This window comes from Fontibacillus forbon (assembly GCF_046559655.1).
Taxonomy (GTDB): domain Bacteria; phylum Bacillota; class Bacilli; order Paenibacillales; family Paenibacillaceae; genus Fontibacillus.
Genome location: NZ_JBKGFV010000002.1, coordinates 860,604 through 880,808, shown reverse-complemented (window position 1 = coordinate 880,808; position 20,205 = coordinate 860,604). Strand labels below are relative to the sequence as shown.

Here is a 20,205-nt window from a genome sequence, read left to right as displayed (position 1 = left end):
AGACGATTTTCTTATCAAGAGTAGGTGGAGGGACTGGCCCGATGATACCCGGCAACCGGCGATACGTCGCACGGTGCTAATTCTTGCGGAACTGTGGAGCTTCAATCCGAAGCTTAACGGTCTCTGAGAGATGAGAGAGGCGCATTCAGGAATAGATGATGACCTTTCTCTTTATGGAGTGAGGTCTTTTTTTCTTGTTGCAGTCCCGCTTTCAGCAAACAAATACCAGTCTAATCGTCAAAAGGAGTGAACATTATGCCGATTAAAGTACCGGATCATTTGCCGGCCAAGGAAGTGCTATCGAACGAAAATATTTTTGTCATGGATGAGAGCCGGGCCTATCAACAGGATATCCGCCCCCTAAGAATTGCTATTCTTAATCTTATGCCGACCAAAGAGACAACGGAATCGCAAATTCTGCGCCTGCTGGGCAATACGCCGCTTCAGGTGGAGATTGTTTTGCTTCACCCGCGGTCGCATACGTCCAAGAACACATCCGCAGAGCATCTGGAAATGTTCTATAAAACCTTTGACGAGATCAAAGGTCGCCGTTTTGACGGCATGATCGTCACAGGGGCTCCTGTCGAACAGCTTGCATTCGAAGAAGTGAATTATTGGGACGAATTACAGGAAATCTTCGAATGGAGCAAGACCCATGTAACGTCGACCATGCACATTTGCTGGGCTTCCCAGGCGGGTCTTTACTATCATTTCGGCGTTCGGAAAGTACCGCTTGAGAAAAAATGCTTCGGCGTGTTCAGTCACGGCGTCAACAATCCGCATGTAAAGTTGCTGCGCGGATTCGACGAAGTGTTCCAGGTGCCGCATTCGCGACACACGGATGTGTCGAGAGAAGATATCGAAGCTATCTCTCAGCTCGAGATTTTGGCGGAATCCGAAGAAGCCGGCATCTATCTCGTTGCTTCCAAGGACGGCAAGCAGATTTTCGTCACCGGCCATTCGGAATACGATCCTTGTTCCCTGAAATGGGAATATGACCGCGATATCGCCAAAGGGCTCGACATCGAGTTGCCGGTCAACTATTACCCAAATAACGACCCTTCCAAAACTCCGGCTTCAACTTGGAGAGCGCATGCTAACTTATTATTCTCCAATTGGCTGAATTACTATGTGTATCAGGAAACACCATACGATATAGATCAAATGGCTGAATTCGTTTATCAGATCTGATGTGGAGGGGTTAATCAAGTGAAAGAGAACAAATGGCATTTGGAAAGCAGATTGGCACAGATCGGCTCGGTGGAGGAGCCGGTTACGGGTGCGGTAAATTACCCGATTTATCAGTCGACCGCGTTTCGGCATCCGCGGCTCGGCCAAAGCACGGGGTTCGATTATTCCCGGACCAAGAGTCCGACAAGAACCGTGCTCGAGGAAGCCTCCGCTGCGCTCGAGAGCGGTGACGCGGGCTTTGCCTGCAGTTCCGGGATGGCTGCGCTGCAAACGGTATTCAGCCTGTTTTCGCAAGGAGATCATCTGATCGTTTCCCTGGATTTGTACGGCGGGACTTACCGCCTGTTGGAAAAGATCCTTTCCAGATTCGGAATTAGCGCTTCCTATGTAGATACGAATGATCTGGATGCGCTTGAGCAAGTGCGCCAACCGAACACGAAAGCGGTATTCATCGAGACGCCGACGAACCCGCTCATGATGATTACCGACATAGAAGCGGTAAGTCTTTGGGCCAAGCGGCATCAGTTGCTGACCGTCGTGGATAATACGTTGCTGACGCCTTATTTTCAGCGCCCGCTTGAACTGGGTGCGGATATCGTCGTGCACAGTGCGACGAAATATTTGGGCGGACATAACGATGTCCTTGCCGGTTTAATCGTCACGAAGGGAGAGGAATTGTCCAAGGAGATCGGTTTCCTGCACAATTCGATCGGTGCGGTGCTCAGCCCGTCGGACTCCTATCAGCTTATGCGCGGCATGAAGACTCTGGCACTCCGGATGGAGCGGCATGAGAGCAATGCATTGGCTGTTGCGCAATACCTGCTGAAGCATCCGCAGATTGCGGAAGTGTTCCATCCGGGCCTTCCTGATCATCCGGGTTACGATATACAGAAGAAGCAGTCCGGCGGGAATACGGGAATATTCGCGTTTAAAGTAACCGATGCCCGTTATGTTGAGCCGGTGCTCCGCCATCTGGAACTGATCGCTTTCGCGGAGAGCCTTGGCGGCGTGGAGTCGCTGATGACTTATCCGGCGGTTCAGACGCATGCCGACATTCCGGTGGAAATCCGCGAGGCGGTCGGCGTGGACGATCGGCTGCTCCGCTTCTCGGTCGGTATCGAGCATGCCGAAGATTTGATCAGGGATCTGGGACAGGCGCTGGAAGCGGCGCGGATCGAGGTCGAAGGGGGACAAGGCCATGAGTGACAAGGGACGCAAAAAGTTCGATACGAAGCTGATTCATTTCGGTAATGAAGTGGACGCCGCTACCGGAGCGTCCAGCGTTCCAATTTATCAGGCTTCCACTTTTCATCACCACGACATCTTCAATCCTCCTGAATATGACTATAGCCGTTCAGGAAATCCGACACGCCAGGCACTGGAAGATTATATCGCCGTACTTGAAGGCGGCGAGCGCGGCTTTGCCTTTTCCAGCGGGATGGCCGCGATCTCGACCACGTTTATGCTGTTTTCGGCAGGCGATCATCTGATCGTTACGGAGGATGTGTACGGAGGTACATACCGGCTGCTTACGAATATATTGAGCCGTTTGAATATTGAAGCTACGTTCGTCGATATGACGAACTTTGAAGATGTCAAAGCGGCGCTGAAGCCGAACACGAAAGCCGTTTATATGGAGACGCCGTCGAATCCGACCCTGAAAATTACGGATATGGCGTTAATCGCGGCGTGGGCCCGTGACCACGATTTGCTCAGCATCGTGGACAATACGTTCATGACGCCGTATTATCAACGACCCATTGAACTAGGCGTAGACATCGTATTGCACAGCGCCACCAAGTTTCTGGGCGGCCATAGCGACGTGTTGGCAGGACTGGCCGTGGCCCGCAGCGAATCGCTCGGACGGCGCCTGAAATTTCTGCAGAACGGTCTGGGCACGGTCCTTGGTGCCCAGGATTCCTGGCTGCTGATGCGAGGCATGAAGACGCTGGGCGCGCGGATGGCGCACAGCGAAATCAGTACCCGCAAGCTGGCCGACTGGCTTAGCCGGCGTGAGGATATCGACGCCGTCTTCTACCCCGGTCTAGCGGATCATCCGGGCCGCGATGTCCAGGAGAAACAATCGACCGGTTACGGCGCGGTCGTATCCTTCGATGTCGGCTCGGGAGAGCGGGCGAAGCAAGTGCTGAGCAAAGTGAAGCTGCCGTTGGTAGCCGTCAGCCTCGGTGCCGTTGAAAGTATTCTGTCTTATCCGGCCATGATGTCGCATGCGTCGATGCCACAGGAAGTCCGGCATGAACGCGGAATAACCGACGGCTTATTACGATTTTCCGTCGGCCTCGAAGATATCGACGATTTGATCGCCGATTTGGAGCAGGCGCTGCAGAATAACTAGAAGATTGTGATTGAGATGAAACGGCACCCGAAGCAGATCGGGTGCTGTTTTTTGGTGACGATTGTGTTACGATTATCATATTGGTGTTGGAATTTATTGATTAATTATTAGACAAACGCAAGGAGGCAGCAAAATGACTGCGATTAACGATATTTTAGACAAGGCGCTGCAAGGGGGGCGCCTCGATCTTGAAGATACGATCAAGCTTTTCGAGTCGGACGAAGTGGAAAAGATGGGTCATGTGGCCAATATTTTGATGGAACGGAAACATCCCGATCCGGTGGCGACGTTCGTGATCGGACGGAATGTGAATTACACGAACGTTTGCGACGTGTACTGCCGGTTTTGCGCTTTTTACCGCCGTCCAGGCTCGGAGGAAGGCTACGTGCTGCCGGATGAAGTGATTTTTCAAAAAATCCAGGAAACAATCGATGTCGGCGGAACCGAAATTCTGATGCAGGGTGGAACGAACCCGAATCTTCCGTTCAGCTACTATACCGATCTGCTTAAAGCCATCAAAGTAAGATTCCCGGACATTACGATGCACTCTTTCTCCCCTGCGGAAATTATGAAGATGAAGGAAGTATCGGACGGACTTTCCATTGAGGAAGTTTTGCGTGAAATTCATGCGGCTGGTCTGGATTCGCTCCCGGGCGGAGGCGCGGAAATCCTGGACGACCGCACTCGCCGTAAAATCAGCCGGGCCAAAGGTTCGTGGCGGGAATGGATGGATGTTATGCAGACGGCGCACCGGATCGGCATGAATACGACCGCAACGATGGTCATCGGATTCGGCGAGTCGATGGAGGAGCGCGCCCTGCACTTGCTTCGCGTCCGCGAAGCGCAGGATGAATGCCTGCAAAACGGTTACCCGTCGGAAGGATTTCTGGCCTTTATTCCTTGGACATTCCAGCCTGATAACACGAATCTGAAGGTCGAGCGCCAGACGCCGGAATCTTATCTTAAGACAGTGGCCATCAGCCGGATCGTGCTCGACAATATCAAAAACCTGCAATCGTCCTGGGTAACGATGGGTCCTGAGATCGGCAGGCTGTCGCTGCAATATGGCTGCAATGACTTCGGCAGCACCATGATCGAAGAGAATGTCGTATCCTCCGCCGGAGCAACTTATAAAGTAAACATCGAATCCATCCTGTCCATCATCCGGTCTGCCGGTAAAACCCCGGCACAGCGGAATACGAAATACGACATTTTGCGTGTGTTTGATCAGGATTCCAGCATTGAGCGCGATTTCATCATGCAAAATTAGGCAAATACGTAAAATGTTCCCGCGATCGCTGTTGTTCCCGGATTTCTTGATTAAATAACAAGGTAGAAATCCGATCACTAAGGTGACCGCTGCCGCTTCTTCGGAATCAATTTACTCCCTTGCCTGCACTCACTTTTATGGAAACACTGGCTATCTTTCCATAGGCTCGCCTCGTATATCCGTTTCCTTCCCGCCATATACTTTGGGAAGGAAACGAAAGGGGGAGGGCTTATGGATTTTTTTACGCTGCGCGCGGATTTAAAGGGCGTTTTTTCGGAACAGCAACTCCTTGATCATATCGGCAATACCGGCGGTGCGGTACATAACGGCGCTGCTCCGGCACATTTCAGCCATTCCCTGGATGGAACCGTGTTGACGTTGACGATTTCTATTACGGGGCCGAACTTCAGCCCGGAATCAAGACGAATGCTGATGGAAGACCTCGCGCTCGGGATTGCCGGTTACATTGTGGAAGTCCGGGAAGAGAGCATAGCGATGAACATCGCCTCCAAGCAGTATTCATTTTCCTCACGTGAAGAAAGTTTGGCCGCGGAACAATGCTGCCATAAACTGCTTGCCGGTCCGGAAGAAGGGGATCAAGCGGCCAGGAAGCGGCGAAAAACCGGAATATATAACGTGCTCAGAGAATATTTGCAGGATAACGCCTATCTGGACCTGGACGGATTTATCGCTTTCCGGCTGCCGGACTACAGGGACAAGCTGCGTGAAACAGTGGAGATCGCTATGGAGGAATACCTGCTGGACCAGCAATACGAGGAATTCATTCACCTGCTGCAATATTTCGTTCATTTCCAGGAGCCGCTCATCCCGCTGATCCATTTGATGCATAAAGAAGATCATGAATTCCATATTTTGAACGAACAGTTTTCCAAGATCAGCGTTCCTCCCTCCGGCGGCGTCGTGGCCCAAATTGCGGACCAGGAGATGGAAATGGAGGACATGATCGTCAGCACGCTGATTTCCTTATCCCCTGACCGGATTTTGATCCATACGCTCGAGCCCGAGGCGCAAATCATTTTGACGATCCGGCGTATTTTCGGTGACCGCGTGGAGCTCTGCCTGCATTGCCCGCGTTGTCAATTGTTTCATCAGGAGAGGCTTCACAGGGATCAGGGAACCTAAGGGGTTCTTGACGAGCTTTCGCGTTAGCTTTATAATTACACATAATTCAAGTAAAAAGCGTTGACAAAGACATGAACCAGAAGCAGCGGACAGTGCAGAGAGAGGGAACCTTGGCTGAAATTCCCTTGTGATCCGGTTTTGGTTTACCCCTTTGTAGCTGTGATTCCGAACCTGTCCGGGTGTTCAGGATGAAAATAGGGATCGCCGGTTCATTGCCGTTATCGGATGCTCAATAAGGGCTGTACTTGCGAAAAGCAGGTGGGCCGAATGAGGGTGGAACCACGGGTAAATAACGCTCGTCCCTTTCCGGGACGGGTTTTTTTGTTGTCCGTTTCCGGGACAATCATTATTTTCGGGAGGAAAAGACAGTGGCAATTAAAGTATCTTTGCCGGACGGTTCGGTCCGGGAATATGCGGAAGGAAGTACTTTGGAAGATGTAGCGGCATCGATCAGCAGCGGGTTGCGCAAAAACGCCGTAGCCGGCAAAATCGACGGCAAAGCGGTAGATTTGAATACGAAGCTGGAAGACGGGAACAAGGTGGAAATCATCACCCTCGATTCCCAGGACGGCCTGGAAATCATGCGTCACAGTACCGCCCACTTGATGGCGCAGGCGGTTAAACGCCTATTTGGCGGAAAAGAAGTGAAGCTAGGCATCGGTCCGGTCATTGAAGACGGATTTTATTACGATATGGATCTGGAGCATCCGCTGAATCCGGAAGACCTGCAAAAAATCGAGAAAGAAATGGAACGGATCATCGGCGAAAATCTGCCCATCACCCGTCGCGAAGTCAGCCGGGAGGAAGCGGTAGCGATCTTTACCGAGCTTGGAGATCCGTACAAACTGGAACTGATCCGCGATCTGCCGGAAGAAAGCGTCATTTCGATTTACGATCAAGGCGAATTTTTCGACCTTTGCCGTGGGCCGCATGTTCCTTCGACCGGCAAAATCAAGGTTTTCAAGCTGCTTAGCGTAGCGGGCGCTTACTGGCGGGGCAACAGCAACAATAAGATGTTGCAGCGGATTTACGGCACGGCGTTCGTGAAGAAGGCCGAGTTGGATCACCATCTGCTGATGCTGGAAGAAGCCAAAAAGCGCGATCACCGCAAGCTTGGCAAAGAGCTGAACATTTTTACGTTCAACAATCTCGTGGGTCAAGGGTTGCCGATCTGGCTTCCTAAGGGCGCTACTCTGCGCCGGACATTGGAACGGTATATCGTCGATATCGAAGAACGGCTCGGTTACCAGCATGTGTACACACCGGTACTTGGCAACGTGGATCTGTATAAAACGTCCGGACACTGGGAGCACTACCAGGAGGACATGTTCCCGAAAATGACGATCGACACGGAGGAATTCGTGCTTCGTCCGATGAACTGTCCGCATCATATGATGGTATACAAGAGCGATATGAGAAGCTACCGTGATCTGCCGATCCGGATTGCCGAGCTTGGCATGCAGCACCGTTACGAAATGTCGGGTGCGCTGACCGGGCTTCACCGGGTGCGTTCCATGACGTTGAACGACGCGCATATTTTCTGCCGCCTGGATCAGATCAAGGGCGAATTTACTCGCGTACTGGATCTCATCAAGCAGGTGTACAGCGACTTTGGTATTCATGAGTACCGTTTCCGCTTGTCCTATCGGGATCCGCAGGATACCGAGAAGTATTTCCAGAACGATGAAATGTGGAATACGGCCCAACGCATGCTGCGCGAAGTTGTCGAGGAAGCCGGTCTGCCGTTCTTCGAGGCCGAAGGCGAAGCGGCGTTCTACGGTCCTAAGCTGGACGTACAGGTGAAAACGGCGCTCGGCAAAGAAGAAACTTTGTCCACCGTACAAATCGACTTCCTGTTGCCAGAACGCTTTGAGCTGGAATATGTCGGCGACGACGGGGCGAAGCATCGTCCGGTCGTGCTTCACCGGGGCATCCTCGGTACGATGGAACGTTTCTCGGCCTTCCTGCTTGAGAACTTTGCCGGAAATCTGCCGCTATGGCTGGCGCCGGTACAAGCCAAAATCATTCCGGTTTCCGGGGCGTTTGATGAGTATGCCCGTGCGGTTGAAGATAAAATGCGTGCCGGTGGAATCCGGGTAGAGAGCGATCTGCGCAACGAGAAGCTCGGTTATAAAATCCGGGAAGCCCAGCTGGAAAAAATTCCTTACATGTTCGTAGTCGGCGAAAGCGAGAAAAGCAGCGAAAGCGTCTCCGTCCGCAAACGCGGCGAAGGGGATCTTGGAGCGAAAGCACTGGACGAGGTACTGGCATTGCTCCAGGATGAAATCCGCAATCACGTAATATAGGGAATTCAAAAAAACATCCGAATAAAAGATTAACTGATGTATAAACTGCGGCGCATGTGGAAAACCTTCGGAATAAGGGGGAGGTTTTCATATGCGCCAATTTGTATTGTGGCGGAGAATCGGACTAAGTTTGTTAACGATTCTTCTCATTTACGGGATCGCCGCAGAAAGTAAAATTCATGCCAATACTATAGAATTATCGAAGAACACGTATCATCAGTATGTTCTTCGGGAATATCGGGAAAATGCCCTGAGGCTGGAAATAGCTTCAGCCAGCCAACCGCAGAGCCAAAAAATTTTGAGTTCGATTCATACGCCTGTTCAGGGCAAAAAGATCAGTGACGTGAAGCCGGAGGCCGCCAAGAAGAAAGTTAAAACGGTCAAAGTGATGGCTACCGGTTATACGGCCGGTTACGAATCCACCGGTAAGAAACCGAATCATCCCCAGTACGGAATTACGTATTCAGGGGTTAAGGTTCGCCGGGATAAAGATACGATTTCGACGATTGCCGCGGATTTGAAAGTATTCCCGCTCGGCACCATTCTCTATATTCCCGGTTACGGCTATGGCGTAGTCGCGGACAAAGGCTCGGCGATTAAAGGAAACAAAATCGACCTGTATTTTAAAACGACCAAGCAGGTGTTTAAGGAATGGGGCAAGAAGGAAGTGGAGGTTCAGGTAATCCGCAAAGGGAACGGCAAGCTGACGGAAGCGATGCTTAACAAATTAGGCAAAGCGATGGAAGTCGGGCAGGACATTCCCGATAAAGTATGGGATCTGGCCATTTGAGAGGGCTGAATATTTCACGATACCCGTAAGCATAATAAGAGGCGTGGTCATAACTCATGACCCACAAAGTCGTACAACGCCTGCGCTTTATGCAAAGGGAGGTGAAACATCATGCCTAATCAAAAAAACAAGGCTGCTTCTCCAGGCTATAAAACGCCAAACGAGAAATATAATGCCGAATTTGCTGAAGAATCTACAGCAACGATCGCCCAAAAAGCGAAAGCATCCCGTAATGCTGTAAACAACCAAGGTTCAGGACAACAACAACAATAACACAAAGCAACGACAAGGTGCTTCCTGACCACTCATTTTCGTGGTAGGAGGCACCTTTTTTTTTGAATTCGGGCTGTTAAAATACTCACTGATTGGAAGTTATCCAATGAAAATGGCTTAAATTGTCCACTAGGATCTTAAATTTGCTGATTTTATTGGAAAAGTTCCAATCAAAATGCCACTCCAGTGCTATTCAACTATTCATATTGGATATTTTCCAATGCCAGAAGGCAAAAACAATTGGATAAAAAAGTAAACCCCTCCGTCCGGAGACCGAGCTACACTTCCATCCGGCGCCGCTGTTGCAAGTCCCCCGAATACGGTAAACTGGGTTTAACCATTCAGGAATGATGAATACGGAGGGAACTGCAATGAAAAACGGAATGATGGGACGGTTGATAGGCGGGCTGGTGCTGATCTCCATCGGCGGCATATTTTTATTGAATCAGATGGGGATTACCGACCTTAGCCTGGGTTATCTTTTCGCTACCTATTGGCCTGTATTTTTAATACTTGGCGGCCTCAGCCAGCTCAGCAACGGAAATTGGAAGGGCTCCAGCTTTATCGGCAGCGCGATACTGATTATTATCGGGGGCTATTTTTTAGCAAACAATCTGGACCTGATTTCATTATCGCCGGGAGATTTCTTTAAGTTCTTCTTCCCGCTTGCGCTCATTGTCGGTGGCTTGTACGTGTTGTTCAAACCGGGCCGCGGCAATAAATACCGGAACGACGATTTTCCGCCTCCGCCACAGTCTAGACCACCAGTGCCACCGCTGAACGACACTTATATTCCGGAGATGGAATCTCCGCTGGATTCCATTTTTGGCGGTTTGGAACAAGAAGAGAAGAAGAAAGAACAGAAATTCAAACAAGAGAAGTCGCACCATTACGATGCATTCGGCAAAAGTTATGGCATCGGCGGAGGATTCTCCGGCGGATCGGAAACGATCAACAAGTCCGGTTTTATCGGAGACGTTCATTTGGGGCAGGATTATTTTGAGCTACACCCTACAAATATTTCCCACTTTATCGGCGATACGATCATCGACTTGACTAAAGCGCAAATCCCTTATGGTGAAACCAAGATTAATGTGTCGGCTTTTATCGGCGATGTTAAAGTGTTTATACCGGAGGATATGGATATTGGGATTACCGCGAATTCGAGCGCTTTTATCGGCGATTTGAAGGTGCTGAACCAGAAACAGGGCGGTTTTATGAGTAATGTTCAGGCACAGTCCCCTCACTACGGCGAAGCCAGTAAACGGGTAAAACTGGTGGTAAGCGTCTTTATCGGGGACGTTAAAGTGAATATGGTGGGTTAAGCTTATGATGGTGCAGCGGATTTTAAAAAACACGAAATGGGAGCTTCTGCTTTTCTTTTTGCTGACAGGCGGTTTGGCGGCGATTACTCTCTATATCGGGACCGTAACCGGGGTCATTGTGGTCAATGATTCCCGGGTATGGATCTACGATATGGCGGGGGTCGTCGTTTTGACGCTCATTATCGGGTATGTCGCCGGACGGCGTATCCAGGGGCGGATAGATCTGATGCATCTGAACATGCTCCAGGTAGCTAAAGGCAATTTATCGGTACGTATGCCGGAAACGGTGGATCAGACTTTTGCCGGAGTATACCAGGAATTCAACAATATGACGGATGCTGTAGAAAAAAAGATGCAGCTTCTGCAGCAACTTGGCGAGCAGGAAGTGGTGGAGAAGGAGCAGGCCGCGGAGAAGGCCGTTCTTGAGGAACGGCGGAGACTGGCCCGTGATTTGCACGATACGGTTAGCCAACAGTTGTTTGCTATCCATATGGCGGCTTCCTCGCTTCCTAAGGTACTGGAAAATAATGAAGCCCAAGCGCATGTGGTCATGGATCAGCTCATCTTGATGTCCAATACGGCGCAGAAGCAAATGCGGGCGTTAATTGCCCAGCTTCGTCCGATGGAACTGGTCGGAAAGACGCTCGCGGAAGCGCTTGACCAGTGGTTTCCCGATTATTGCAGGCAAAATGGGCTTAAAGGAATCAAGGACATGGATTTGCAAGGCGACATGTCGGAAGCGAAGGAACATCAATTATTCCTGATTGCACAGGAAGCGATGGCGAATATCGTCAAGCATGCTGGGGCCCAAATGGTCAGTCTGTCGCTTCGGGAAGGGCCGAGGCAGGTCGTGCTCAGCATTAGTGATGATGGACAAGGTTTCAGCGGCACATCTCAGAAACAGGGGTCTTACGGTTTGACGACGATGCGAGAACGTGCGGAGAAGCTTGGGGGACACGTGGAAATTATCAGTAAGCCCGGAGCGGGAACGACGATCAGGGTACATATTCCAAAGTTTGAAGACGGCAAAAGGGGAGAGCGGGAATGAGCGAAAAAATCAAGGTGATGATCGTGGACGACCATGACATGGTACGGATGGGGCTTAAAACTTATTTGATGCTGGATCCCGGGTTTGTGGTGATCGCCGAAGCCGGAAACGGCCAGGAAGCTCTGCAGGTTTTGGAAGCAGGAGTGGAGCAAGGACCGCCGGATATCATTCTGATGGACTTGATGATGCCGGTCATGAACGGCGCCGAAGCGACGAAAGCGGTGCTAAGCCGGTTTCCCGGAATGAAAATCGTAATTTTGACAAGCTTCCTTGAGGATGAGCTGGTCGTGCAAGCGGTGGAGTCCGGAGCGGTCAGCTATGTGCTGAAGACCGTGTCCGCGGAAGAGTTGATCTATGCGCTGCAAGGGGCTTACCGGGGTATGCCTGTGATGACAGGGGACGTAGCTCAGGCTTTGACTCGGGGACTTCGCCAACGGACGGTTCAGGGTGACGATTCCGGCATGACGGAACGGGAAAAAGAAGTGCTGCTATTGATCGCGGAAGGAAAAAGCAACAAGGATATCGGCGAGGAACTGCACATCAGCATTAAAACTGTGAAGACGCATGTCAGCAATCTATTGATGAAATGCGAGCTTGAAGACCGGACGCAGCTTGCCATTTATGCCCATAGACAGGGATGGGTCTCCAAACAGTAATCCTACATCTTTATATCGTTCTCTTTAAATTTATTCCTTACTCATTCGCTTTTATCTCCTTTTTAATTGTTTTTAAGGTACGCTTAAGGTTTATAGTACAAAATAAGAACAAGAAAACAAGATAACCCCTGTAAGGAACAGGGGAAGGAGGGTACATCACCATGGATGAGGAAAGAAACAAATCGGGTCAGCCTTTCGGGGAGGACATGAACAGCAACGGAAATAACGACGATAAACCCCGGCAATCGGAAGGTTCCGGCTCATCATATTATTACTCGTACGGACCCTTTCAGTCCTATGGCAAAGACGGCGAGAACAACGATGGCGGAGGATATCCGTATGAGCGCCGGCAGCCGGAAGAAGTGGAAATCACCAGACCGCAGCCGGTTCGGCCGATTCCGGCTTCTTACGAGATTCATTCTTCGGGTGATGGTATCGGAGGCGGTGCCAACGGAGACGGAAGATCCTCTTCGCCGGCTAAAAATTCCGGTAACTGGCAGTTTAACAAACCACCGAAAAAATCGTCTTTCAAGTCGGTATTGGCAGGCGTATTGGCCGGGATGCTGATCATGACCGGAGCGATGGTTTTTGCGGACAGGGAAAATTTATTCACGGGAGATCAGCCGGCGGCAAGCGTGGCAGCGCCAGCGCCTTCGACTTTAAACGAAAGCGGCAGCTCGAAAGGAAACGAAAGCAGTTCTTCTTCGTCCAAAGCTACGCAGGCGCTTTACCCGATTACGAATCCTGGCGACGTGACTAATGTCGTGCAGCAAGCGGGACCGGCGGTTGTGAAAATCGAAACCCTGGTCAGCTCGAGCAAGCAAGGGTCGGGCAGCAATCCCTACAGCAGCGATCCGTTCTACCGCTATTTCTTCGGAGATGATTTCGGTGGCGGAAGCAATTCGGAAGATAACGGCGGATCGTCCTCGGGATCGGCTCAGCTTGTCCCTACGGGAATCGGCTCCGGCTTTATTTTCGATAAGAGCGGATATATTTTGACGAATGAGCACGTGGTGCACAACGCCGACGTTGTTCAAGTTACGGTTCAGGATACGGATAAGCCGTATGAAGCCAAAGTGCTTGGCACAAGCTATGAACTGGACTTGGCCGTACTTAAAATCGAAGGCGACGGAAACTTTCCTTCGATTCCGCTGGCCAACTCCGACAACACGGAAGTCGGCGAATGGCTCGTGGCGATCGGCAACCCGCAAGGTTTTGACCACACGGTAACCGCCGGCGTACTCAGTGCGAAGGAACGCGGCATTACGATTGCCGGCGAAAACGGAGAAAAGAACCGTGAATACGAACACCTGCTGCAAACGGATGCTTCGATCAACCCTGGTAACTCCGGCGGTCCGCTGTTGAACCTGAACGGGGAAGTCGTGGGAATTAACGTAGCGGTAAGTTCGGACGCCCAAGGGATCGGTTTTGCGATTCCGACAAGTACGATTAGCGAAGTGCTCGATAAGCTGAAAAATAATGAGAAAATCCCGCAAAAACCGGTTCCGTTTATCGGCGCAACGCTGATGACGATGACCGATGAAGTGGCGAAGCAAATGGGAACGGACGTGAAGGAAGGCTCCGTCGTATCGGATATCGTCTTCAAATCCCCGGCTTATAATGCGGATCTTCGCCCGTACGACATCATCACCGGAGCGGACGGGAAATCCTTTGCCACTAAAGAAGCGCTGATCGAGTACATTCAGACACAGCAGGTTGGTGACGAAGTGACCTTTAATGTAGTTCGCGACGGCCGCAAGATGGATCTGAAAATCACGATCGGCAATAAGAACGATTTTAGCAATCTGGAGTAACCTGGAGTACCGGGCGGGAACCATGTCCGAGGAAGAGTGGCGGCAGGCTGAGGCCTGCCGCTTTTTTTAAACCGGGATTTACGGCATAAGCTCTAATCTAAGGGGAGGTAGATTACCCCCATTGGATCTTTCCAAGCAAATAACGCCAAAGGACCCGCTTGTGGCAACTATATTGGAAATATCCAATGGGACTCTAAAAAATCTGTCCTTTTTGCTAAAATAAAATGGTGAGAAGAAATTATGGGCTGCTGCCTGACAGTTTGTAGTGTCGACATATGCATACGCGTGTGGGAACGCCTGAATAAAAGGAGTGATGGTAAGTGAGATCCACGATTCTGGTCATTGATGACGATGAGAAAATCACCTCCATGCTACGGCGGGGATTGGCTTTTGAAGGTTATGACGTACATACTGCGCGTAATGGGGCAGAAGGGTTATCGCGTGTAATATCGGAAGACCCCGATTTGATTATTTTGGACGTAATGATGCCGCAAATCGACGGGTTTGAGGTATGCCGCAGGCTGCGTGAAGGGGGCAGTACGGTTCCCGTGCTGATGCTGACGGCCAAAGACGAAGTAGAGAATCGAGTAAAGGGCCTGGACACCGGGGCCGACGATTACCTGGTCAAGCCATTTGCGTTGGAGGAACTGCTCGCACGCGTACGCGCTTTGCTAAGACGGAAAGAACCGGCCGGCGAAGCCGAGAGTCATCGTCTTGCCTTTGAAGACATCCTTATGGACATGGATTCCCGTGAGGTGCTACGGGCCGGTCAACGATTGGAACTGACGGCAAAGGAATTCGATTTGCTGCACCTGTTTATGCAAAATCCGAAGCGGCTGCTGACCCGCGATCTGATTATGGATAAAATTTGGGGATACGATTACAGCGGAGAGTCCAATGTGCTGGAGGTCTATATCGCGATGCTGAGACAAAAAACGGAGGAGTATGGCGGCAAAAGAGTTATCCAGACGATCCGCGGCGCAGGTTACATACTGAGAGGAGACTCCTAGAGATGTCGATGAGATGGCGGCTAACCGCCTGGTATACGGGGATTTTGGCAGTAACCCTGATCTTGTTCGGAGCTTCGATGTACGGATTTGTCAGGTATTATACGTACGGGGAAGTAAAAAATCGGCTCGAAGAGCAGGCGGAGAGAATCAAAAACTCGCAAAATTTCAGTCTTTCCCAAGGCCTTGACCTGTATCTTGATCCTATGCAGGCAGAGCGGCTTGAGGATGCGCAATTGTTTGTCCAAATTCATAATTATACGAACGGCTACACCAGATTTTCCCGGAATATGCTGGATCGCCAATTGCAATTTCCGGTACCGGATTCCAGTGAGGTTTCGGAGATTGTCAGGTTTCAAAATACGCAGTTGAAAGGTTATTCTTTTTTGTTGTACCAGGTTCCGGTTAGCTTGAACGAGAAGGTAATCGGGCTTGTTCAACTGGCAGCCTATACCGGGGCCGAAGACCGGCTTATGGAGCGGATGAAAACGATTCTGCTTATCGGCTCTTTCATTACGATTTTAGCGGCAAGCACTTTCGGTTTGTTCCTTGCCCGTAAATCGATGGCGCCGATCGGCAAGGTGATCGAGGCGGCGAGCGGGATTCAGACCGGTAACGATCTTAGCGTACGGATCGACTATGATGGACCGAATGATGAAATCGGCCGCTTAATCGGCACGGTCAACAGTATGCTGGCCCGGACGGAAGGATTTTATAATGAGCTGGACGAAGCCTATTCAACGCAGCGGCGGTTTGTGTCCGACGCTTCCCATGAGCTGCGCACCCCTTTAACTACAATTCGCGGGAATGTCGATTTGCTTAAAAAAATCTGGTCCGCCGAAGAGGGGACTCGTCCTGAAATGGACGAGGAGCGGCTGCGGAACTTTTCGCTGGAGGCCGTGAATGATATTGCGGACGAATCCCAGCGGATGAGCCGGCTGGTAAACGATATGCTGTCCTTGGCCCGCGCGGATGCCGGTCAGACGATTCAACGGGAAATGGTGCCGATGGCCCCGCTGGTGGAGGAAGTGATCCGCAGGGCGCAGTTTTTGCCACGTAACTCGGTATGGGTGCAAGGCGATCTAGAGGTGCTGAACGGGGCCAGCGTTTTTGGCAGCAAAGATTATTTGCAGCAAATGCTCTTTATTTTTATAGAAAATGCCTTTAAATATACGCCCGAAGGCAGCGTTACGATGGATGCGATCCGGGCGGGCGAGCAGATCGGGATTCGCATCGCCGATTCCGGGATCGGCATGGACCGCAGCGAGGTTCCCCATATTTTCGAGCGGTTTTACCGGGCCGATCCCTCCCGCGGCGTAACGCCGGGAACAGGGCTTGGCTTATCGATCGCCAAATGGATCATTGACGAACATGGAGGATCGGTCGAAGTCATGACCAAGTTCGGCGAGGGGACGACATTCGTAATCTGGCTCCCAGTCGTCTTTAATGCCTTGCCGGAATAGGCTATAATAGAGGGGGTTCCCTCCGGAAGGAAAACCGGGAACAAGAAAGCAGGGATAGAGGAATGGAAGTTATTAAAATCTCGCCGCGCGGTTACTGCTACGGGGTTGTCGATGCGATGGTACTGGCTAGACAAGCAGCCAAAAACCTCGATCTTCCGCGCCCGATTTATATACTTGGGATGATCGTTCATAACAGTCATGTCACGAATTCTTTTGAGGATGAAGGCATTATCACGCTGGACGGTCCCAACCGGATGGAAATTCTGGAGCAGGTGGAGAGCGGAACCGTCATTTTTACGGCTCATGGCGTGTCCCCGGAAGTACGGAAGCTGGCGCGGGACAAAGGCCTTACTACCGTGGACGCAACCTGCCCGGACGTCACGAAGACGCATGTTCTGATTCGGGAAAAAGTGGCGGAAGGTTATGAAATCATCTATATCGGTAAAAAAGGCCACCCCGAACCGGAAGGCGCCGTCGGCGTAGCGCCGGACAAAGTTCATCTGATCGAGAAGGAAGAAGAGATCGAGGCGCTGGAAGTGACGGCCGATAAGATCGTGATTACGAACCAGACGACGATGAGTCAATGGGACATCAAGCATATTATGAAAAAACTGCTGGAGAAGTTCCCGGGCGCCGAGGTGCACAACGAGATTTGCCTGGCGACTCAGGTCCGGCAGGAGGCCGTGGCCGAACAAGCGGGTCAAGCCGATCTGGTCATCGTGGTCGGAGACCCGCGCAGCAACAATTCGAACCGTCTTGCCCAGGTATCCGAAGAGATTGCCGGGGTTAAGGCTTACCGGATCGCGGACGTAAGCGAATTGAATCGGGACTGGCTGCAAGGCGTTCAAAAGGTAGCCGTGACCTCCGGCGCGTCGACGCCTACGCCGATCACGAAAGAGGTCATCGCTTACCTGGAGCAGTACGAGCCCGAAGATCCGGCGACCTGGGAAATCGTAAGGACCGTTAATATGCAGAAGCTGCTGCCTCCGGTGAAGGCGGGAGCAAAGACTAAAACCGACGAGGTACGCAGCCAATAAGCAAGCACGGACATTACAATAACCGCCCTTTGGATGGCCTCCCAAAGGGCGGTTTTATTTTAATGAAGGAAAGATTTCTCTGTTCTATTACCAACTTTTGCGGGGTCCTTCTTGGCCAGATTCATGTTATACTCCTGATAGAAAGATTACAAAATTGTTACTATATCAAACTAGCTATCAAGGAGATGACAGCATGAGAACAACCCAAATAAGAAAACATTTGATTACCGGAGGATTGACCGCCATTCTGGCCGCAGGTCTCGTTTTGCCTGCATCGGCTTCGGCAGCGTCCAATAATGTTTCGACAAATACTACTTCCTATTGGAAAACCTACTTCTATTCGATTCCTTGGAATCAAATCTATAAGCAGCAACCGGTGCAAAACGGCAATCAAGGTACGACTGGCGGAACGAACGGAACGGTTCAGAACGGCAATTCGGGCAATACCGGCAACACAGGGAATACGAGCAACACAGGCAACACGGGCAACACAGGTAATACGGGCAACACAGGCAACACAGGCAACACAGGCAACACAGGCAACACAGGCAACACAACTAACTCGGGCTCTTCTTCCCAAACCGGATCAAGCACGGACAAATCGCAGTTCGCTACCCAGGTGATTACGCTCGTGAACCAGGAACGCGCTAAACAGGGGTTGAAGCCGCTCACCGGAAATGCGGAACTGAACAACATGGCTTTGGCAAAAGCGAAGGACATGAGCCAGAACAATTATTTCGATCATACGTCCCCAACCTACGGTTCACCCTTCGACATGATGAAGAAGTTCGGTATCAGCTACAGCTATGCCGGTGAGAACATTGCCATGGGACAAAAAACACCTGCGGAAGTCGTTAATGCCTGGATGAACAGCGCAGGGCACCGTGCCAATATTTTGAATGCCAATTACAATTTGATCGGCGTCGGCTATTATAACGGCTACTGGGCTCAAGAATTTGTGGGCAGATAAGTAAAGATCAATGCATGACAATAGCGATTAAGAGAAGAGCGGTGCGGATATTTATTTCCGCACCGTTTTTTTTGGATTTATGGCAAGGCACGACTGTCTTCGTTGGGGATTTTCCAATGAAGATCGGGGAGAGGCCGCGATTGTGATCTTTCATTGGACAAAATCCAATGAAAATGCCCATTAGACCGGATATCATGCTGGATTGGACAATTTGATTGGAAATGTTCCAATCAGGGATCAGGAGGAGTCGGACTACGCCCTGCATGGTTGGATATTATCCAATCAAGCCGTCAGCATGTAAGTCCGAAGGCAACTAATTCGGCGAAAAGGCTTGACGGGAGAGGTAAAAACCGTTATATTTACTTTAATGGATAAAAGCATAAAAGCGAACAAGCGTTCAAGCGAAATAGCATTCCGCGAACGAACGCTTTACATCGAGTTAAATAGGGGTAACCCGTTCAAATGAGAGGATGAAGGAATCATGATCGTTATTACTTCCAATCAAACGCCAGAGGAGCGCGTTCAGGAAATTATCGCAGTCATCGAAAAGGAAGGGCTGCAAACCCATGTGTCCCGCGGGAAAGACCGGACGGTTATCGGCCTGATCGGCCAAATCGAACCGAAGCTGGCTGAACATCTGCGGCAGATGAAGGATGTAGAAAATGTCATTAAAATATCTAAATCATACAAATTGGCGAGCCGCGACTTTCACCCTGAAAATACGGTGATTAACATCGGAGACGTGAAGATCGGGGGCGGAGATCTGGTCGTTATGGGCGGTCCTTGCGCTGTGGAGTCACCTGAGCAAATCGACGAGATCGCAAGCCTGGTGAAGGCGGCAGGTGGGCAAGTACTGCGCGGCGGTGCCTTTAAGCCGCGTACGGGCCCGTACAGCTTCCAGGGCATTGGTGTAGAAGGTCTAGTCATGATGGCCGAAGCAGGCAAAAAGCATGGTCTGCTGACCATTACTGAAGTTATGACTCCGGAGTATGTCGACGTCTGCGCCGAATACGCCGATATTTTGCAGGTGGGTACCCGCAACATGCAGAATTTTGATCTGCTGCGAAAGCTTGGAACCTGCGGTAAACCCGTGCTGTTGAAAAGAGGGTTCAGCGCTACGTATGATGAGTTCCTGAATGCCGCCGAGTACATTTTGGCCGGCGGGAACCCTAACGTGATGCTCTGCGAACGGGGGATCCGCACGTTTGAAACCTATACCCGGAATACGCTCGATTTGTCGGCGATTCCTGTACTTCAAAACCTGAGCCATTTGCCGGTCATTTCCGACCCTAGCCACGGAACGGGTCGCCGGGAACTTGTCGAGCCTATGACCAAAGCATCCGTAGCCGCCGGCGCGGACGGACTCATTATCGAAATGCATACCGATCCGGACAATTCGATGACAGGGGACGGCGTGCAATCTCTCTTCCCGGACCAGTTTGCGGCTTTGCTGCAGGACCTGGAGAAGCTGGCTCCATTGGTCGGCAAACGGTTTGACACGCCGAAGGCCGTGCAAATTTAAAAGCAAATCCAGTGATTTCCTTTCAAAATTGAGC

The 20,205-nt window shown here is 50.9% G+C and carries 17 protein-coding genes and 1 riboswitch; all 17 genes read left to right on the top strand.

Annotation, left to right across the window (positions count from 1 at the left end; genetic code table 11):
* The first annotated feature begins 8 nt into the window (after positions 1-8).
* Positions 9-137: riboswitch (SAM riboswitch) on the top strand.
* A 118-nt stretch (positions 138-255) separates the two neighbouring features.
* The 17 genes from metA to aroF all read left to right on the top strand — a co-directional run bounded on the left by metA (position 256) and on the right by aroF (position 20,171).
* Positions 256-1,191, top strand: coding sequence for a homoserine O-acetyltransferase MetA (gene metA / locus ACLB09_RS11025; RefSeq protein ID WP_410769863.1), 936 nt, complete (start codon positions 256-258; stop codon positions 1,189-1,191).
* Between the two features lie 18 nt (positions 1,192-1,209).
* Entirely contained in the window at positions 1,210-2,397 is a 1,188-nt protein-coding gene (locus ACLB09_RS11020; RefSeq protein WP_410769862.1) for a PLP-dependent transferase, read from the top strand.
* On the top strand, positions 2,390-3,547 hold the full coding sequence (locus tag ACLB09_RS11015; protein WP_410769861.1) for a trans-sulfuration enzyme family protein: 1,158 nt from the start codon (positions 2,390-2,392) through the stop codon (positions 3,545-3,547). The genes ACLB09_RS11020 and ACLB09_RS11015 overlap by 8 nt, the downstream gene beginning before the upstream one ends.
* 133 nt (positions 3,548-3,680) lie before the next feature.
* Complete coding sequence (mqnC, locus tag ACLB09_RS11010) at positions 3,681-4,817, top strand: cyclic dehypoxanthinyl futalosine synthase (protein ID WP_410769860.1); 1,137 nt, start codon at positions 3,681-3,683, stop codon at positions 4,815-4,817.
* Between the two features lie 231 nt (positions 4,818-5,048).
* Complete coding sequence (locus ACLB09_RS11005; protein ID WP_410769859.1) at positions 5,049-5,960, top strand: putative sporulation protein YtxC; 912 nt, start codon at positions 5,049-5,051, stop codon at positions 5,958-5,960.
* A gap of 368 nt (positions 5,961-6,328) precedes the next feature.
* Positions 6,329-8,266, top strand: a complete 1,938-nt coding sequence (gene thrS / locus ACLB09_RS11000) for a threonine--tRNA ligase (protein WP_410769858.1) — start codon at positions 6,329-6,331, stop codon at positions 8,264-8,266.
* Between the two features lie 91 nt (positions 8,267-8,357).
* Complete coding sequence (locus ACLB09_RS10995) at positions 8,358-9,056, top strand: 3D domain-containing protein (RefSeq protein WP_410769857.1); 699 nt, start codon at positions 8,358-8,360, stop codon at positions 9,054-9,056.
* A gap of 111 nt (positions 9,057-9,167) precedes the next feature.
* A complete protein-coding gene (locus ACLB09_RS10990) occupies positions 9,168-9,329 on the top strand; it encodes a hypothetical protein (RefSeq protein WP_410769856.1) in 162 nt (53 codons plus the stop codon).
* A gap of 371 nt (positions 9,330-9,700) precedes the next feature.
* The gene (liaF, locus tag ACLB09_RS10985) at positions 9,701-10,654 is read left to right on the top strand and encodes a cell wall-active antibiotics response protein LiaF (protein WP_410769855.1); all 954 of its coding nucleotides are present in this window, start codon (positions 9,701-9,703) and stop codon (positions 10,652-10,654) included.
* A 4-nt stretch (positions 10,655-10,658) separates the two neighbouring features.
* Positions 10,659-11,702 carry a sensor histidine kinase gene (locus ACLB09_RS10980; RefSeq protein ID WP_410769854.1) on the top strand — a complete coding sequence of 348 codons (1,044 nt, stop codon included), beginning with the start codon at positions 10,659-10,661 and terminating at the stop codon, positions 11,700-11,702.
* The gene (locus tag ACLB09_RS10975) at positions 11,699-12,358 is read left to right on the top strand and encodes a response regulator (protein WP_410769853.1); all 660 of its coding nucleotides are present in this window, start codon (positions 11,699-11,701) and stop codon (positions 12,356-12,358) included. Before ACLB09_RS10980 ends, ACLB09_RS10975 begins: the two co-directional genes overlap by 4 nt.
* Positions 12,359-12,519: 161 nt before the next feature.
* Positions 12,520-14,172, top strand: coding sequence for a S1C family serine protease (locus ACLB09_RS10970; protein ID WP_410769852.1), 1,653 nt, complete (start codon positions 12,520-12,522; stop codon positions 14,170-14,172).
* A gap of 320 nt (positions 14,173-14,492) precedes the next feature.
* The gene (locus ACLB09_RS10965; protein ID WP_410769851.1) at positions 14,493-15,182 is read left to right on the top strand and encodes a response regulator transcription factor; all 690 of its coding nucleotides are present in this window, start codon (positions 14,493-14,495) and stop codon (positions 15,180-15,182) included.
* A 2-nt stretch (positions 15,183-15,184) separates the two neighbouring features.
* Positions 15,185-16,642, top strand: coding sequence for a sensor histidine kinase (locus ACLB09_RS10960; RefSeq protein ID WP_410769850.1), 1,458 nt, complete (start codon positions 15,185-15,187; stop codon positions 16,640-16,642).
* Positions 16,643-16,704: 62 nt separating this feature from the next.
* A complete protein-coding gene (locus tag ACLB09_RS10955) occupies positions 16,705-17,679 on the top strand; it encodes a 4-hydroxy-3-methylbut-2-enyl diphosphate reductase (protein ID WP_410769849.1) in 975 nt (324 codons plus the stop codon).
* Positions 17,680-17,872: 193 nt separating this feature from the next.
* The gene (locus ACLB09_RS10950) at positions 17,873-18,649 is read left to right on the top strand and encodes a CAP domain-containing protein (protein ID WP_410769848.1); all 777 of its coding nucleotides are present in this window, start codon (positions 17,873-17,875) and stop codon (positions 18,647-18,649) included.
* A 481-nt stretch (positions 18,650-19,130) separates the two neighbouring features.
* Complete coding sequence (aroF, locus tag ACLB09_RS10945; RefSeq protein ID WP_410769847.1) at positions 19,131-20,171, top strand: 3-deoxy-7-phosphoheptulonate synthase; 1,041 nt, start codon at positions 19,131-19,133, stop codon at positions 20,169-20,171.
* The last annotated feature ends 34 nt before the right edge of the window (positions 20,172-20,205 follow it).

Coding starts and splice junctions, on each gene's coding strand:
- aroF (WP_410769847.1), top strand. CDS start 19,131: ATGATCGTTATTACTTCCAATCAAACGCCAGAGGAGCGCGTTCAGGAA.
- ACLB09_RS11005 (WP_410769859.1), top strand. CDS start 5,049: ATGGATTTTTTTACGCTGCGCGCGGATTTAAAGGGCGTTTTTTCGGAA.
- metA (WP_410769863.1), top strand. CDS start 256: ATGCCGATTAAAGTACCGGATCATTTGCCGGCCAAGGAAGTGCTATCG.
- ACLB09_RS10995 (WP_410769857.1), top strand. CDS start 8,358: ATGCGCCAATTTGTATTGTGGCGGAGAATCGGACTAAGTTTGTTAACG.
- ACLB09_RS10970 (WP_410769852.1), top strand. CDS start 12,520: ATGGATGAGGAAAGAAACAAATCGGGTCAGCCTTTCGGGGAGGACATG.
- ACLB09_RS10980 (WP_410769854.1), top strand. CDS start 10,659: ATGATGGTGCAGCGGATTTTAAAAAACACGAAATGGGAGCTTCTGCTT.
- ACLB09_RS10955 (WP_410769849.1), top strand. CDS start 16,705: ATGGAAGTTATTAAAATCTCGCCGCGCGGTTACTGCTACGGGGTTGTC.
- ACLB09_RS10950 (WP_410769848.1), top strand. CDS start 17,873: ATGAGAACAACCCAAATAAGAAAACATTTGATTACCGGAGGATTGACC.
- ACLB09_RS11015 (WP_410769861.1), top strand. CDS start 2,390: ATGAGTGACAAGGGACGCAAAAAGTTCGATACGAAGCTGATTCATTTC.
- ACLB09_RS10960 (WP_410769850.1), top strand. CDS start 15,185: ATGTCGATGAGATGGCGGCTAACCGCCTGGTATACGGGGATTTTGGCA.
- ACLB09_RS10990 (WP_410769856.1), top strand. CDS start 9,168: ATGCCTAATCAAAAAAACAAGGCTGCTTCTCCAGGCTATAAAACGCCA.
- liaF (WP_410769855.1), top strand. CDS start 9,701: ATGAAAAACGGAATGATGGGACGGTTGATAGGCGGGCTGGTGCTGATC.
- ACLB09_RS10975 (WP_410769853.1), top strand. CDS start 11,699: ATGAGCGAAAAAATCAAGGTGATGATCGTGGACGACCATGACATGGTA.
- mqnC (WP_410769860.1), top strand. CDS start 3,681: ATGACTGCGATTAACGATATTTTAGACAAGGCGCTGCAAGGGGGGCGC.